The organism is Streptomyces sp. 3330 (genome assembly GCF_031456635.1).
In the GTDB taxonomy this organism is placed as follows: domain Bacteria; phylum Actinomycetota; class Actinomycetes; order Streptomycetales; family Streptomycetaceae; genus Streptomyces.
On sequence record NZ_JAVDVA010000007.1, the window covers coordinates 70,994 to 85,520 of the forward strand.

General features: G+C 73.8%; 13 protein-coding genes and 1 pseudogene. 11 read left to right on the forward strand and 3 right to left on the reverse strand.

Going from position 1 to position 14,527, the window contains the following annotated elements:
* From J2X68_RS14060 to J2X68_RS14095, 8 genes and pseudogenes are all read left to right on the forward strand, one after another.
* Entirely contained in the window at positions 1–783 is a 783-nt protein-coding gene (locus tag J2X68_RS14060; RefSeq protein WP_310432849.1) for a CoA transferase subunit A, read from the forward strand.
* Positions 783–1,430, forward strand: a complete 648-nt coding sequence (locus tag J2X68_RS14065; protein WP_310432850.1) for a CoA transferase subunit B — start codon at positions 783–785, stop codon at positions 1,428–1,430. Before J2X68_RS14060 ends, J2X68_RS14065 begins: the two co-directional genes overlap by 1 nt.
* Positions 1,427–2,641 carry a thiolase family protein gene (locus tag J2X68_RS14070; protein WP_310432851.1) on the forward strand — a complete coding sequence of 405 codons (1,215 nt, stop codon included), beginning with the start codon at positions 1,427–1,429 and terminating at the stop codon, positions 2,639–2,641. Before J2X68_RS14065 ends, J2X68_RS14070 begins: the two co-directional genes overlap by 4 nt.
* A gap of 17 nt (positions 2,642–2,658) precedes the next feature.
* Positions 2,659–3,432 (forward strand): protocatechuate 3,4-dioxygenase subunit beta, encoded by a 774-nt coding sequence (pcaH, locus tag J2X68_RS14075; RefSeq protein ID WP_020129410.1) that lies wholly within the window; start codon positions 2,659–2,661, stop codon positions 3,430–3,432.
* 6 nt (positions 3,433–3,438) lie between these two features.
* A complete protein-coding gene (gene pcaG, locus J2X68_RS14080; protein WP_310432852.1) occupies positions 3,439–4,044 on the forward strand; it encodes a protocatechuate 3,4-dioxygenase subunit alpha in 606 nt (201 codons plus the stop codon).
* Positions 4,041–5,372, forward strand: coding sequence for a 3-carboxy-cis,cis-muconate cycloisomerase (pcaB, locus tag J2X68_RS14085; RefSeq protein WP_310432853.1), 1,332 nt, complete (start codon positions 4,041–4,043; stop codon positions 5,370–5,372). Before pcaG ends, pcaB begins: the two co-directional genes overlap by 4 nt.
* A complete protein-coding gene (pcaD, locus tag J2X68_RS14090; RefSeq protein WP_310432854.1) occupies positions 5,369–6,493 on the forward strand; it encodes a 3-oxoadipate enol-lactonase in 1,125 nt (374 codons plus the stop codon). The genes pcaB and pcaD overlap by 4 nt, the downstream gene beginning before the upstream one ends.
* Positions 6,494–6,574: 81 nt before the next feature.
* Positions 6,575–6,732 (forward strand): annotated as a pseudogene (locus J2X68_RS14095) (SDR family NAD(P)-dependent oxidoreductase); the annotation flags it as partial.
* Between the two features lie 92 nt (positions 6,733–6,824).
* Here the strand turns inward: J2X68_RS14095 and J2X68_RS14100 are convergent.
* Positions 6,825–9,539, reverse strand: coding sequence for an AAA family ATPase (locus J2X68_RS14100; RefSeq protein WP_310432855.1), 2,715 nt, complete (start codon positions 9,537–9,539; stop codon positions 6,825–6,827).
* Between the two features lie 287 nt (positions 9,540–9,826).
* Here J2X68_RS14100 and J2X68_RS14105 point away from each other — a divergent pair, with 287 nt between their 5' ends.
* Complete coding sequence (locus tag J2X68_RS14105) at positions 9,827–10,861, forward strand: DUF2510 domain-containing protein (RefSeq protein WP_310432856.1); 1,035 nt, start codon at positions 9,827–9,829, stop codon at positions 10,859–10,861.
* A 170-nt stretch (positions 10,862–11,031) separates the two neighbouring features.
* On the opposite strand, the gene J2X68_RS14110 is transcribed toward J2X68_RS14105, so the two are convergent.
* The gene (locus tag J2X68_RS14110) at positions 11,032–11,646 is read right to left on the reverse strand and encodes a TetR/AcrR family transcriptional regulator C-terminal ligand-binding domain-containing protein (protein ID WP_310432857.1); all 615 of its coding nucleotides are present in this window, start codon (positions 11,644–11,646) and stop codon (positions 11,032–11,034) included.
* Positions 11,647–11,867: 221 nt separating this feature from the next.
* On the opposite strand from J2X68_RS14110, the gene J2X68_RS14115 reads away from it, so the two are divergent.
* Both J2X68_RS14115 and J2X68_RS14120 read left to right on the forward strand, forming a co-directional pair.
* The gene (locus tag J2X68_RS14115) at positions 11,868–12,665 is read left to right on the forward strand and encodes a phosphatase PAP2 family protein (protein WP_310432858.1); all 798 of its coding nucleotides are present in this window, start codon (positions 11,868–11,870) and stop codon (positions 12,663–12,665) included.
* Positions 12,662–13,609, forward strand: coding sequence for a hypothetical protein (locus J2X68_RS14120; protein ID WP_310432859.1), 948 nt, complete (start codon positions 12,662–12,664; stop codon positions 13,607–13,609). The genes J2X68_RS14115 and J2X68_RS14120 overlap by 4 nt, the downstream gene beginning before the upstream one ends.
* A gap of 54 nt (positions 13,610–13,663) precedes the next feature.
* On the opposite strand, the gene J2X68_RS14125 is transcribed toward J2X68_RS14120, so the two are convergent.
* A complete protein-coding gene (locus tag J2X68_RS14125; RefSeq protein ID WP_310432860.1) occupies positions 13,664–14,482 on the reverse strand; it encodes a phospholipid scramblase-related protein in 819 nt (272 codons plus the stop codon).
* Positions 14,483–14,527: the final 45 nt, after the last annotated feature.

Here is a 14,527-nt window from a genome sequence, read left to right on the forward strand (position 1 = left end):
ATGGACAAGGTGGTCGCCACGGCCCTGGAGGCGGTGGCCGACGTGCCGGACGGCGCGTCTCTGGCAGTGGGTGGATTCGGACTGAGCGGCGTGCCGAACGTCCTCATCCAGGCTCTGTACGAGCGGGGCGTCACCGGACTGTCGGTCGTCTCCAACAACTGCGGCGCGATGGAGTCGGGCCTCGCGGTGCTGCTCGCGGCCGGGCGGATCGCCCGGGTGACCGGTTCCTACATCGGCGCGAACAAGGAGTTCGCCCGCCAGTACCTGTCCGGCGAGCTCGAGGTCGAGATGATCCCGCAGGGCACGCTGGCCGAGCGGCTGCGGGCCGGCGGCGCCGGGATCCCCGCCTTCTACACCCCGGCGGGCGTGGGCACCCAGGTCGCGGAGGGCGGGCTGCCCTGGCGCTACGACGGCGAGGGCGGCGTCGCCCTGGCCTCGCCGCCGAAGGAGGTCCGGGAGTTCGAGGGCGCGGAGTACGTGCTGGAGCACGGCATCCGCACCGACTACGCGCTGGTCAGGGCCGCGAAGGGCGACCGGCACGGCAACCTGGTGTTCAACAAGTCCGCGCGCAATTTCAACCCGCTGTCCGCGATGGCCGGACGGATCACGATCGCCGAGGTCGAGGAGCTCGTCGAGCCCGGTGAGCTCGACCCGGACGCGGTCCATCTGCCGGGCATCTTCGTGCAGCGCGTCATCGTGCTGACCCCGGAGCAGGCGGCGGACAAGAGGATCGAGCAGCGGACGGTCTCCGCGCCCGCGGCAGAGGGAACGGTGAGCGAGTGATGGCCTGGACACGCGAGGAGATGGCCGCCCGCGCCGCACGTGAGCTGCGGGACGGTCAGTACGTCAATCTCGGCATCGGGCTGCCGACCCTGATCCCCAACTACCTCCCGGCGGACGTCGAGGTGGTGCTGGAGAGCGAGAACGGCATCCTGGGCACCGGCCCCTATCCCACCGAGGACGCCGTCGACCCGGACCTGATCAACGCCGGCAAGGAGACCGTGACAGTCCTGCCGGGCGCGTCCTTCTTCGACTCGGCGCTGTCCTTCGGCATGATCCGCGGCGGGCACATCGACGTCGCCGTGCTGGGCGCGATGCAGGTGTCCGAGCGCGGCGACCTGGCGAACTGGGCGATCCCCGGCAAGATGATCACCGGGATCGGCGGGGCGATGGACCTGGTGCACGGCGCCCGCACGGTCATCGTCGTCATGACCCACACCGCCAAGGACGGCAGCCCCAAGATCCTCACGGACTGCGCGCTGCCCCTGACCGGGAAGGCCTGCGTGAACCGGATCATCACCGACCTGGGCGTCCTCGACGTCACCGAGGCGGGTCTGGTGCTGGTGGAGACCGCGCCGGGTGTCAGCACCGAGGAGATCGTGTCCAAGACGGCCGCCGAGGTCCGTCTCGCCCAGGAGGTCCGGTCATGAGCAACGGTTCCAGGACCGTCTACATCGTCGACGCCGTCCGCACCCCGATCGGCCGCTACAACGGCGCGCTGGCCTCGGTGCGCCCGGACGACCTCGCGGCCCACGCCATCCGTGAAGTCGTCGCCCGTACACCCGCGTTGGACCCCGCGCGCATCGAGGACGTGTACTTCGGCAACGCCAACGGGGCCGGCGAGGAGAACCGCAACGTCGGCCGCATGGGCGCGCTGCTCGCGGGGCTGCCGACCTCCGTGCCGGGTGTCACCGTGAACCGGCTGTGCGCCTCCGGTCTTGAGGCGGTCATCCAGGCGGCCCGCGCGATCGCGGCCGGCGACGCCTCCGTCGCCGTCGCCGGCGGTGTGGAGTCGATGACCCGCGCGCCCTACGTGCTGCCGAAGGCCGACCGGGCGTTCCCCACCGGGCACGCCGAGCTGTACTCGACGACGCTGGGCTGGCGGATGGTCAATCCGCGGATGGACCCGCAGTGGACGATCCCGCTGGGCGAGTCGGCCGAGCTGATCGCCGACAAGCACAAGATCGGCCGCGAACAGCAGGACGAGTTCGCCCTCGCCAGCCACCGCAAGGCCGCAGCGGCCCAGCAGGCGGGTCTGTTCGACGCCGAGCTCGCGCCCGTGTCGATCCCGCGCCGCAAGGGCGACCCCGTCGTGTTCGGCGCCGACGAATGCGTACGGGCCGACGCCTCGCTGGAGGCGATGGCCAGGCTCAGGCCGTCGTTCCGGACCGAGGACGGGACCGTGACGGCGGGCAACGCCTCGCCGCTGAACGACGGCGCCGCGGCCCTGCTGCTGGTGGACGAGGAGGGGCTGAAGGCGACCGGACGTGAGCCGCTCGCCCGGGTCAGCGCCACCGGGGTGTCCGCGATCGACCCGCGGTACTTCGGGCTCGCTCCCGTCGAGGCCGTCCACCGCGCGCTCGCCAAGGCGGGCAAGGGATTCGCCGACCTGTCGGTGCTCGAACTGAACGAGGCCTTCGCGGCCCAGGTCCTCGGCTGTGTCGCCGAATGGCCCGAGTTCGACCCGGCGGTCCTCAACCCGCAGGGCGGCGCGATCGCCCTCGGTCATCCGCTCGGCGCCTCCGGTGCCCGGCTCGCCGGCACGGTCGCCCACCAGCTCGCCCGCCGGGGCGGCGGCATCGGGGTCGCCACCCTCTGCATCGGCGTGGGCCAGGGCCTCGCCCTCGTCCTCGAACGCTAAGAAACCCGGGAAGTGCCATGACTCTCACGCAAGCCGACATCGACCAGGAGATCGCGGCCGAGCACGCCGCGTACGAGAAGCGGATCGCCGACGGCGCGCCGGTCGAGCACCAGCCGCGCCGCGACTACGCGCCGTACCGTTCCTCCGTCCTGCGCCACCCGAAGCAGCCGCCGGTCGCCATCGACGTCAGCAAGGACCCGGAACTGGTGGAGCTGGTCTCGCCCGCCTTCGGCGAGCGGGACATCACCGAGATCGACAACGACCTCACCCGGCAGCACCACGGCGAGCCGATCGGTGAACGGATCACGGTTTCCGGCCGGTTGCTGGACCGCGACGGGCGTCCGGTCCGCGGTCAGCTGGTCGAGATCTGGCAGGCCAACTCGGCGGGCCGCTACGCGCACCAGCGTGAGCAGCACGACGCCCCGCTGGACCCGAACTTCACGGGGGTCGGCCGCACGCTGACGGACGACAGCGGTTTCTACCGCTTCACCACCGTGCAGCCGGGCCCCTATCCGTGGCGGCAGCACGTCAACGCCTGGCGGCCGGCCCACATCCACTTCTCGCTCTTCGGCTCGGCGTTCACCCAGCGGCTGGTGACGCAGATGTACTTCCCGAGCGACCCGCTCTTTCCGTACGACCCGATCATCCAGTCTGTGACGGACGACGCGGCCCGGCAGCGGCTGGTCGCCACCTACGACCACAGCCTGTCGGTGCCCGAGTTCTCGATGGGCTACCACTGGGACATCGTGCTCGACGGGCCGCACGCCACCTGGATCGAAGAAGGACGCTGAGCTGCCATGACGAAGATCGACACGAGCCGTCCTGAGACCGTCCTGCCCACTCCGTCGCACACGGTCGGCCCGTTCTACGGCCACGCACTGCCGTTTCCCGGCGGCGGTGACATCGCCCCGCTCGGCCACCCGGACACGATCGCGCTGCAGGGCTATGTGTACGACGGGGAGGGCAACCCGTTGCCGGACGCGTTCCTGGAGCTGTGGGGCGCGGACCCCGAGGGCAATCTGCCGCAGGTGGACGGCTCGATGCGGCGGGACCCGTCGAGCGGCGGATTCCTCGGCCGCAACGGCGTGGAGTTCACCGGCTGGGGCCGCATCCAGACGGACGCCAACGGCCACTGGTCGGCGCGGACGCTGCGACCGGGCGCGCGCGGGCACAGCGCCCCGTATCTGAGTGTCTGCGTGTTCGCCCGCGGGCTGCTGGTGCATCTGTTCACCCGGATCTACCTGCCGGAGGACGAGGCCGCGCTGGCCGCCGACCCGCTGCTGACGCGGGTGGACCCGGCGCGCCGCGACACGCTCGTCGCCACCCGGGGCGAGCTGGGGACCTACCGTTTCGACATCCGCCTTCAGGGCGAAGGCGAGACGGTCTTCCTGGAGTTCCAGTGACAACTGCGCACCACGACGCCGGTCTGCTCGCCCCCGGGTGGGCCGGCTCCCCCGCCGCGGCCGCGACCGGCGACGACGCCTATCTGCGGGCGCTGCTCGACGCGGAGGCCGCGCTGACCCGCGCCCAGGAGTCGCTGGGGCTGGCCCCGCGGGGCGCCGGAGCGGCCGTCACCTCGGCGGCCGGCGACGGCGGCTTCGACGTGCGCTCGCTCGCCGACCGGGCGCGCGGCGGCGGGAACCCGGTGATCCCGCTGGTCGCCGATCTGACGAAGGCGGTCGGTGAGGAGCACGGCCCGTACGTCCACCGGGGCGCGACCAGCCAGGACATCATGGACACGGCGACGATGCTGGTCGCGGTGCGCGCCCTCGCTCTCCTGCTGGCCGACCTCGACCGGGTCCAGCGGGCGCTGGCCCGGCTGGCCGCCGAGCACCGCGACACGCCGATGCCGGGCCGGACGCTCACCCAGCACGCCGTGCCGACGACCTTCGGCCTGAAGGCGGCCGGCTGGCGGTCGCTGGTGCTGGACGCGCGGGACCGGGTGACGGCGGTACGGGACTCGCTGCCCGCCCAGCTCGGCGGCGCGGCCGGGACACTGGCGGCCTTCACGGCGTACGGCGCCACCGACGCGACCGCTCTGCCCGCCGCCTTCGCCGGTGAACTCGGGCTGCGGGCACCGCTGTTGCCATGGCACACGCTGCGCACCCCGATCGCCGACCTGGCCGGCTGCCTGGCCCTCGCGGCGGGCGCGCTGGGGAAGGTCGCGACGGACGTCCTGACCCTCGCCCGCACCGAGATCGCCGAGGTGGCGGAGGGCAGCGGCGGCGGTTCCTCGGCCATGCCGCACAAGGCCAACCCGGTGCGGTCCACACTGATCGCGGCCGCCGCCCTGCGCGCCCCGCAGCTCGCGGCCACCCTCTACGGGTCGCTCGCGGCGCAGGACGAGCGGCCGGCCGGGGCCTGGCACGCCGAGTGGGAGCCCCTCAGGGAGCTGCTGCGACTGGCCGGCGGGGCCGCCCGGGACGCGGCCGAGCTGACCGAGGGGCTGCGGGTGGACGCGGACGCGATGCGCGCGCACCTCGACCTCACCCACGGACTGATCGTCTCCGAGCGGCTGTCCGCCGCGCTGTCGGCCGCGCTCGGCCGTGCCCGCGCCAGGGAACTGCTCACCGGGCTCGCCCGGCGCACCTACGCCGAGGACCGTCCGCTGGCCGAACTGCTGGCCGAGGAGCCCGACTTGAAGGACGTCGATCTCGGCGACCTCACCGACCCCGCCCGCTACACCGGTTCCGCCGGAAGCCTCACCGACCGTGCGTTGGAGCGACGTTGACCGAGAAGCTGCTCAACCACTTCGCCGAGGGCCCGACTTCCGGTCCGGCGCTGCTGCTCGGCCCGTCGCTGGGCACCTCGCACGCCCTGTGGGACACGGTCGCGCCGGAGCTGTCCGCGACGCACCGGGTGGTCCGCTGGGATCTGCCCGGGCACGGGGGTTCGGCGGCCGACCTGATCGGCCCCGGCGCCACCGTCGGTGATCTCGCCGACCTGGTGCTGGCGCTGGCCGACTCGCTGGGCCTGGAGCGGTTCGCGTACGCCGGCGTGTCCCTGGGCGGCGCGGTGGGTCTGCATCTGGCGCTGCATCACCCGGAGCGGGTGACGGCCCTCGCGGCCATCTGTTCGTCGGCCCACTTCAACGGGTCCAGGCCGTGGGAGGAGCGGGCGGCGCTGGTGCGCCGCGAGGGGCTGGCGGGGCTCGCCGAGGGCGCGGACGCCCGTTGGTTCACGCCCGGGTTCACGGTGCCGAGGCTGGTCGCCGACCACCGCGACGCCGACCCGGGGGCCTATGCGGCGTGCTGTGACGCGCTGGCCGCGTTCGATCTGCGCGAGCGGCTGCCCGAGATCGCCGTACGGACCCTGCTGATCGCGGGGCGGGAGGACCCGGCGACGCCGCCGGCGCATCTGCGGGAGATCGCGGACGCGGTGCCGGGCGCCACGCTGGTCGAGCTGCCGGGCGCCTCGCACCTCGCGCCCGCCGAGTGCCCGGAGGCCGTGCTGACCGTGCTGCGCGCCCATCTCGACGGCGGGGCCAAGCGGGGCATGGAGGTGCGCCGGGAGGTGCTCGGGGACGCGCACGTGGACCGGGCGCAGGCCCGGCAGAGCGCGTTCACCGCGCGCTACCAGGACTTCATCTCCCGCTACGCCTGGGGCGAGATCTGGACCGACCCGACGCTGAGCCGCCGTGAGCGCAGCATGATCACGCTGACCGCGCTGGTGGCGCACGGCCACTACGACGAGCTGGCCATGCATGTGCGGGCGGCCCGGCGCAACGGGCTCACGCCCGAGGAGATCGGCGCGGTGCTGCTCCAGACGGCGGTCTACTGCGGGGTTCCGGCGGCGAACTCGGCGTTCGCGACGGCCCAGCGGGTGCTGGCCGAGGAGGACGGGACCGGCTGAAGGGCGTACGGCCGGGGGGTGATCCTGCCGGTCGTGGCATCGGCGGCACCCCCCGGACACCGGTGTCTCCTGCCTCGGGGCATGTCCACCGTCCTGATCACCGGCGCCACCTCCGGCCTCGGCGGTACGTCGCGTTCGCGCTGGTCCGGCCCGGCCACCTCGTCCTCGCCCACGGCCGCGATCCCGGCCGTACGGAGCGGCACGTCGCCGCGTTGCGGGCCGAGGGCGAGGCGGAGGGGGGGTTCGTCGTGTGCCGGCGAGGCCGGATCGGCGCCCCCACGAGCCGCCGCGGCGCGCCGCCGGTGTCACCTCCACCGGCGGCGCGCCGCGGCTACCTCCGGGTCTGTCCGGGGACCAGGCCCACCTGCGGCGCACCCATGCCGCGCAGTGCCTGCTGGGCCTTGTCCACCAGGCCGTCCGCCCCGCAGGACCGCGCCAGCGACAGGCCGCGGCCGAGTTCGGACACCGAACGGGAGAGGATGCCGTACTCGACGCGGGCGGCCGCGTGTTCGTACTGGCAGGGCGAGGACTCCAGGAAGGTGACGGCCTGCTGGGCCAGCCGGACCGCCCGCTGGCCGGTCTCCAGGGCCGCGGCACAGCGCAGCGCCTCCCCGATGGCGGTGTCGGTGCCGAAGCGCTCGGCCTGACGACGGGCCTCGGAGACGAGCCGGTTCGCCCGGGCCGGATCCTCGGTGGCCAGCGCCCGGGCGAGTTCGACGGCCCAGGGGACCATCACCGGGTTGAGGTGGCCACGCGCGGCGGCCGCCTTCTCGGCCGCCTCCAGCTCGTTGACGCCCTCCTTGGCCCGGCCGACGGCCAGCAGCAGCCGGCCGCGCACCGAGCGGGGGTCGGGCAGCACGATCGTCGACGGGTACGGCGGGGCGAACCCGTACTGTTCGGCGGTCTCCCAGGCCTCGGCGACATGGCCGCGGGCCAGCAGCGTGTCGACGAGGTTGCAGGTGGCCGACCAGTACAGGGGCAGGCCGCGGCCGACGCGTTCGGCGACCCGCAGCGATTCCCTGAGGGACTCCTCCGCGTCCTTCAGACGGCCCCGGCGGCGCAGGCCCAGTCCGAGGTAGGCGTGGGCCAGGGCGAGGTGGCCGCCGCTCCAGCCGGCGGACGTGTAGGCGCGCAGCGCCTCGTTGAAGAGGGCGTCGGCGCGGTCGAGCCGGTCGGTGTAGGCGTAGCAGCTGGCCAGCATCATCAGCAGCTCGATGCCCCACTCCTGGTCGGTCCAGCCGAGACCGGGGGCGAGGCCGCCGTTGACGAGGGCGCGGTCGCAGAACTCGGCGACCTCCTCGGCGTTCTCGCCGTGGGTCATGGCGTCGAAGCCGCGCAGGATGAGCAGGGCGCGCTCGGCGTTGTCCCGGCCGACGCAGGTCGCGGCGAGCTCGGCGAGCCGCTCGGAGCGGCGCGGGGTGGTCGTCTCCCCGGCGTACACGCCCTCCCACATGAACTGCACCGCCTGGAGCCGCATCCGCGCGGGGCCGGGGGCGTGCCGGGCGGCCTCCGCCTCGACCGTGCGGACGGCCTCCTCCAGCTGGTCGTTGTGCAGGAGCGCCTGGGAGAGGCGGTAGACGGCGTCGACGCGCTCGGCGCCGTCGAGGCCCGGCATGGCGAGGGCGGTGCGCAGGTGGTCGATGGTCCTGGCGGGGGCGGTGAGGAGGGTGGCGCAGCCCAGTTCGAAGAGCACGTGCGCGTGGACCTCCGGGGCGGGCGGCTCGCTCAGGGCCCGTTCCAGACAGCGCCGGGCCGCGTCGGGCGCGCCGACGGCGAGGTGTTCGCGGGCTGCCTCGCGCAGCTGCTCGACGAGTTCCTCGTCCCCTTCCGCGTGCACCTGGAGCAGGTGGCGGGAGGCGGCCGCGAGACCCTTGCCGGCGTCCGTGACGACCTGGGCGGCGATGCCGTGCATCGCGGTGCGCAGGCCGCCGGGGATGGAGTCGTAGACGGCGGAGGCGATCAGCGGGTGGACGAACTCGAGATCGCCGTCCCCCGCCGGGACGGCCCCGGGGACGGGTTCGGTGAGGATGCGGGCGTTGCGCAGCAGCTCGGCGCAGCGCGCCGCGTCGTCGCGGCCGAGTCCGGCGAGCAGGGCGGCCTGGTCGACGGAGATGTCGGCGCCGAGGATCGCGGCGGCCATGGCGAACTTGGTGGCGTCGACGCCCAGTTTCTCCAGGCGGTCGACGAGGCCGCCGCCGCGGGCCGCCCGGTTCAGGGCGCGCAGCTCGCCCGCCGAGGACTCGCTCGCCTCGAGTTCGCTGTCGCGGACCTTGGCGAGGAGCTCGACGGTCTCGTAGGGGTTGCCGTCGGTGACGGCCCAGACCTCGCGGCAGAACGCGGCGTCGGCGTGCGGGCCGAGGGTGGCCCGGGTGAGGCCGGCGACCGCGGTCGGGGTCAGGGCGCTGAGGCTGGTGACCGCGCGGCCGGCGGCCAGGCCGACGGCGTCGAGGTGGCGGGCGGCGTCGCCCTTGATCTCACCGGGCCTGCGGGCCACGACGACCAGGACGGAGAGTTCGTCGAGGCGTTCGACGAACGCCACGAGCCAGCGCAGGGTCTCCTGGTCGGCCCAGTGCGCGTCGTCGATCAGCAGGACGAGCGGGTAGTCGCGCCTGGCCAGCCTGGTCACGGCGGCGACGAGGCCGTCGCAGACGCCCTGCGGGTCGGCGTGGCCCTCGCCGGGCTCCAATATGCCGAGGGCGGGGCCGGCGATGTCGTACCAGTCGCCGAGGTACTCGCGGGCCTCCTCCGGGTGCAGGGAGAGCAGGGTGGGCTGGAGCAACTGCCGTACCACGTTGAAGGGGACGGACCTCAGCGTCTCGCCGCCGCGGGCCGACCAGACCGTGCAGCCGCGGCTCTCGGCGATGCGGCGAGTCTCGGCCAGCAACGCGGTCTTGCCGAAGCCCGCTTCGCCCCGGAGCACCAGCAGGTGACCCGACGAGGACCGGTCGGCGCAGAGAGTCTCCACCGCCTCGGCGATGGCGGCGACCTCCCGCTCGCGCTCCCACAGGGAAGCCGAGGCGGCCGCCGTCGGCCTGACCTCCGTCATCCCGCTACCTCCCCAAGTCGCCCGAACGACGTACCGACGTCGAGCGTAGCCTTCCGGACGCCCGCGCGGAGGGCGGTCCGGGCAGGTCCCGCCTCCACGGGTGACACGCGGCGGTCCCGGACGCCCCGGCGGGCCTGCGGAAGTGCTCCCCTGACGTCAACGGCGAGTGAAGGGCACCGAATTGACGTCCACATCAAGCCAGCCGGGCGGCGGGGCGCCGGCAGCGGATTCCCACCGAATGCCCTCCCTCTCATCCGGCTTTCACCGACGCCTCATACGGTGGGGACATGACGCAGGTGACTCCTCCCGGGTGGTATCCCGATCCGGGGCAGACAAATGACGGTCCCGCCACCGAGCGCTGGTGGGACGGCAAGGCATGGACGGACCAGACCCGCGCCGCGGGCTCGGCCGCCGTATGGGGTCCGCCGGCGCAGACGCCGGCGGACGGGTCGTACCCGGTGTATCCCGGTCATCCGGGGTATCCCGCGGCGCCGCCGGGCACGGGCCGGCGCGGACTGCGGACCGGCATAGCCGTCGCCGCGGCCGTGGCGGTCCTCGCCGGCATCGGGGTCGGCGTGTACGCGCTGGCCGGGGGCGACGGCTCGAGCGGCGGCGGCACGGCCCAGGGACCGGGCGGGCAGGGCGGGCCCGGCGGCACGGGCGGTCAGGACGGCGGCGGCCAGGGCGGGCCCTTCGGCGACTCCGGCGGTTCGGGCGGCTCCGGCGGCCAGGGCGACTCCGGGGGTCCGGGCGGGGCCTCCCCGTCGCCCGGGGAGTCCGAGGCGCCGAAGATCAAGAGCGGTGCGGTGACCGACGCCCTCAACGGGATCAGCATCCCGATCCCGGACGGCTGGACCGGCCAGGAGTCGAGCGTGGGCGCGCAGGTCACCTCCGACTCCTCCTACAAGTGCCCCGGCGACACCTCCAAGACGTGCACCGAGGGGGGCGTGTACTCGGCGCCCGTCGAGGTGCTGGAGACCAAGGGCGAGACCGCCGAGGCGGTCGCGAAGGCGGACATCTCGGCCAACGCCGAGGAGTCCTACGGCGGCACGACGTACGGCGCGATCACCTCGCACCAGGTGCTCGCCTCCAAGGCGGTGACGGTGGCCGGGCAGAAGGGCTACCTGGTGCGCTGGAAGGCGGTCACGAGCAAGGGCGCGGACGGCTACGTCGAGTCGCTGGCGTTCCCGGCGCCCGCGGACACGAAGCGGCTGGTGGTGCTCCGCTTCGGGGTGGACGCCGACAAGGACGTGTCGGTCATCGACACGATCACCAAGGGCATCAAGGTGTCGACGGGCGGCGGCAGCGGCCAGGACGTGTGACGCCGTCGGCCGGGTGGGACGCCCCTCCGCTCAAGGGGGCCCCACCCGGCCGGGTGGTGCGCGCCGCCCCCGTCCCCACGGTGCGGCGCGAGACAGGTCACCGTCCAGTCATCCCGTGGACGGCGGCCTGAGCCATGTGCTGATCTCTGTGTCGGTCTCCGTGCCGGTCGCTAGGTGAGGCCGAGCGCCGGCAGCACGGCGGCCTCCACGAAGCCGACCAGGTACTCCTGGTCGGCGTACTCCCCGTCGACGACGGGACGGGCGCGGATCACGCCGAACATCTGCGCCGGGATGTACTCCAGCGCCGGATGGTCGCCGGCGACCTCGCCGCGTTCGACCCCGCGCCGCAGGATCTCGCGCAGCGCCTCGATCTCCGGGGCGACGATCGCCTCCCGCAGGGCCAGCGCGAGGTCCTGGTCGCCGGTGACGGCGTGGCCGAGCGCCTGCAGCAGTTTGGTGTCGTTCGTGGACCAGCGGCCGGTGGCCCGCGCGGCCTCGCGCAGGTCCTCGGCGAGCGAGCCGGTGTCGATGCCGGTGAGCCTGGCCTGGCGGCGCGAGCGCAGGGCGGCGACGACGAACTGGGGCTTGGTCTTCCACTGCCGGTAGAGCGTGGACTTGCTGCACCGGGTGCTGGCGGCGATGCCCTCCATGGTGACGGCTTCGTAGCCGCACTCACGGACCTGGTCGAGGACGGCGTCGAAGAACTCCTGCTCACGCTCGGGCGTGAGCTTGGAGCGGCTCGTGGCGGCGACCGATTCGGGTCCGTCCGCTGCCTGCGACGTCATCTGCCGTCCCCTCGCTTCTCTTCCGTCTCCGACGCCTGCCCGGGGGCCCGCCTGGGGCCTGGGTCCAGTGTGGCGCACATCAATCGATACGTCAGTGTACCGGTACGCACGCGTATCGGTACACTGACGTATCGGTACGACTTCGTATCGATGGTGTATGCACGAGTCACGAGCCCGGCAGCACCGCCCACACGCACCACCGTCAGTGAAGGGGCCGGGGGATGAATGCCCGCACCGAGCCTGGGGAAGCGGAGCCGGTCACGCCGGCGCGGCCGCCCATAACCCGAGAGCTCCTGCTGGTCGCAGGGCTCTTCCTCGTCTACAAGCTCGGCCGCCGGCTCGCCGCCGGCCACACCGGCGAGGCCTTCCGCAACGCGCACGACGTGTGGCACGTCGAACGCCTGCTCCGGCTGCCCGGGGAAGGCTCGGTGCAGGCCCTGCTGCTGCACGGCGACACCCTGGCCAAGATCGCGAACACCTACTACGCGACCGTGCACTTCCCCGCCACCCTGGCGTTCCTGGTCTGGCTCTACCTGCGGCGCCCGGCCCACTACGTGTGGGCCCGCCGGGTGCTGGCCGCGGTCACGGCCGCCGCCCTGGTGCTGCATCTCACCCTTCCGCTCGCCCCGCCGCGGATGCTGGCGGCGACGGGACTGGTCGACACCGCGCGCGTGTACGGGCCGTCGGTGTACGGCCCGCCGCGGACGGACCAGCTGTCGAACCAGTTCGCGGCGATGCCCTCGCTGCACTTCGGCTGGGCCCTGATGGTCGCGATCGGCCTCGTCGTCGCCACCCGGTCGCGGTGGCGGTGGCTGTGGCTGCTGCATCCGCTGCTGACCCTGCTGGTGATCGTGGGCACGGCGAACCACTACTGGCTCGACGCGATCGCGGCGGGCGCGCTGCTCGGCCTCACGCTCGCGCTGATCCACGCCCCCCGGCGCACGGCCACGACGGCGGGACGCGACACGCGCACATCCGTCCCGGCCGAGGCGCCCGTCCTCGTGGGAGCGGGCCGATGAACGCCATGCCGGTCGCCGTCGTCCTGTCCCTCTTCTCGGCCGTCGCCTACGCGTCCGCCGCCGTCGCCCAGGAACGACTGGCCTCCCGGCACCCCGGCACGGGCCTGCTGCGGATGCTCGGCAACTCCGCCTGGTGGTGGTCGGTGGGGCTGAACGCCGCCGCCGCGCTGCTGCACGTGGTGGCCCTCAAGTACGGGCCGCTCACCGTGGTGCAGCCGCTCGGCGCGCTCACCCTGGTCGCGGCGGTGCCGCTGGGCGCGCGGGTCGCCGGGCGCAAGGTCGGCGCCGCCGAGTGGCGCGGCACCGCCTTCACCCTGGCCGGTCTGGCCGCGATCCTGGTCACCGCGTCGGGTCCGGCTCCCGAGGACGTGCTGAGCGTCCCGGAGGCGGTGGCGGTGGCGGGCGCGACCTCGGCGCTCATCGGCCTGCTGGCCCGGCGCGGCGCCAGGCCGGGACTGCGGCACGCGACCGCGTCCGGGTTCGCCTCGGGCGTCGCCTCGGCGCTCACCCAGACCGTGACGGTGGCCGCGACGGACCGTTCGGGCCCGCTGCTCAGCGTGCAGGTGATCGGGGTGGCGCTGCTGGTCGCGGCCTTCGCGACGGCCGGGCTGCTGCTGTCTCAGACCGCCTACCGCGGTGGTCTCGGCGCGCCGCTGGCGATGGTCACCCTGGCGAACCCGGTGGCCGCCGCGGCGATCGGCCTCGCGCTCCTCGGCGAACGCCTCCAGGGCGGGGCGGCGGGGGTGCTGCTGGCGCTCGCGGGAGCGGGGGTCGCGGGCTGGGGCGTGGTGCTGCTGTCGCGGGCCGCGCCGGAGGCCGGCGCCGACCCGGACGAGGACCACCCCGTGGCGGCCGTGCTGGCCCTGCGGCCGGAGACGGCGTCGGCCGAACCGGCGCTGCTGCCCCGGCCGACGACCGGCCCGGAGCACCTCACCCCGCTGTAGCGCGGCGCGGACGGGTGACACCCCGGGGAGTGCCACCCGTCCGCGCAGGGCGCGTCAGCCCAGGCCGCGCGCGTCCTGCTTGAGCGCGGTGTCCACGGTCAGGGCCGTGGCCACGACCAGGCTCAGCAGCGGCTCGGGCAGCTGGTAGTGGATCTGGAGGACGTAGTTGTCCGCCGTGGTGAACATGGTCTTGGCGAGGCCTTCCCAGGTCTTGGTGATCCGGGCGACCTCGTTGTCGGCGTGGTCGACGATCGCGAAGTTCCAGGCCCGCCAGTTCTCCGCCTTGATCGCGCCGATCTGCCGGCCGTCCGCGTTGATGGCGAAGTTGATCTTCCCGAAGACGTTCTGCTGGACGATCTCGCCGACCGGCTGCCCGTCGGGGCGCGTCACGACCACCCGGGACTTGAGGAACTTCGCCGGACGCGTCAGCAGGAGCACCGGCTGTCCGTGGACGTCGCGGATCTCCAGCTTGTGCGTCAGGTACTGGTCGATGCTGACGACGAAGCGCAGGATCTTGCGCAGCGCGCTCTGGCCGACCTGGACGACCGAGCCGAGCTGACCGCCCTGCTGGTCCATCACCTTGTACTCGTTGGTCAGCTCGATCAGCTTGGCCTTCTGGTTCACCACCAGCACCGGCTCGCTGAACAGCGTGCCGCCGCCGGGGCCGCCCGCCGCGACCCCGGCCTGCTTCTGCACCTGGCGCTGGACGCGCCCGTCCGGCCCCGCCTGCTGGGGCACCTGCGGCGCGGGGCCCCCCGCGCCGTCCGCGTGGGTGTGCTCGGTCCACTGGGCGCCGTCCCAGTAGCGCAGGGTCTGGGCCGCCCCGTGCGGGTCCGGGTACCAGCCTGAAGGTGTGTTCGAATGCGTGGTCACCGGGGCACATTACCCCGAGCCCGCCGGGACCTGACCAGCCCCCAC

Excerpts from the sequence above, each read along its gene's own strand:
- J2X68_RS14060 (WP_310432849.1), top strand. The coding sequence starts at position 1 with ATGGACAAGGTGGTCGCCACGGCCCTGGAGGCGGTGGCCGACGTGCCG.
- J2X68_RS14065 (WP_310432850.1), top strand. The coding sequence starts at position 783 with ATGGCCTGGACACGCGAGGAGATGGCCGCCCGCGCCGCACGTGAGCTG.
- J2X68_RS14070 (WP_310432851.1), top strand. The coding sequence starts at position 1,427 with ATGAGCAACGGTTCCAGGACCGTCTACATCGTCGACGCCGTCCGCACC.
- pcaH (WP_020129410.1), top strand. The coding sequence starts at position 2,659 with ATGACTCTCACGCAAGCCGACATCGACCAGGAGATCGCGGCCGAGCAC.
- pcaG (WP_310432852.1), top strand. The coding sequence starts at position 3,439 with ATGACGAAGATCGACACGAGCCGTCCTGAGACCGTCCTGCCCACTCCG.
- J2X68_RS14100 (WP_310432855.1), bottom strand. The coding sequence starts at position 9,539 with ATGACGGAGGTCAGGCCGACGGCGGCCGCCTCGGCTTCCCTGTGGGAG.
- J2X68_RS14105 (WP_310432856.1), top strand. The coding sequence starts at position 9,827 with ATGACGCAGGTGACTCCTCCCGGGTGGTATCCCGATCCGGGGCAGACA.
- J2X68_RS14110 (WP_310432857.1), bottom strand. The coding sequence starts at position 11,646 with ATGACGTCGCAGGCAGCGGACGGACCCGAATCGGTCGCCGCCACGAGC.
- J2X68_RS14115 (WP_310432858.1), top strand. The coding sequence starts at position 11,868 with ATGAATGCCCGCACCGAGCCTGGGGAAGCGGAGCCGGTCACGCCGGCG.
- J2X68_RS14120 (WP_310432859.1), top strand. The coding sequence starts at position 12,662 with ATGAACGCCATGCCGGTCGCCGTCGTCCTGTCCCTCTTCTCGGCCGTC.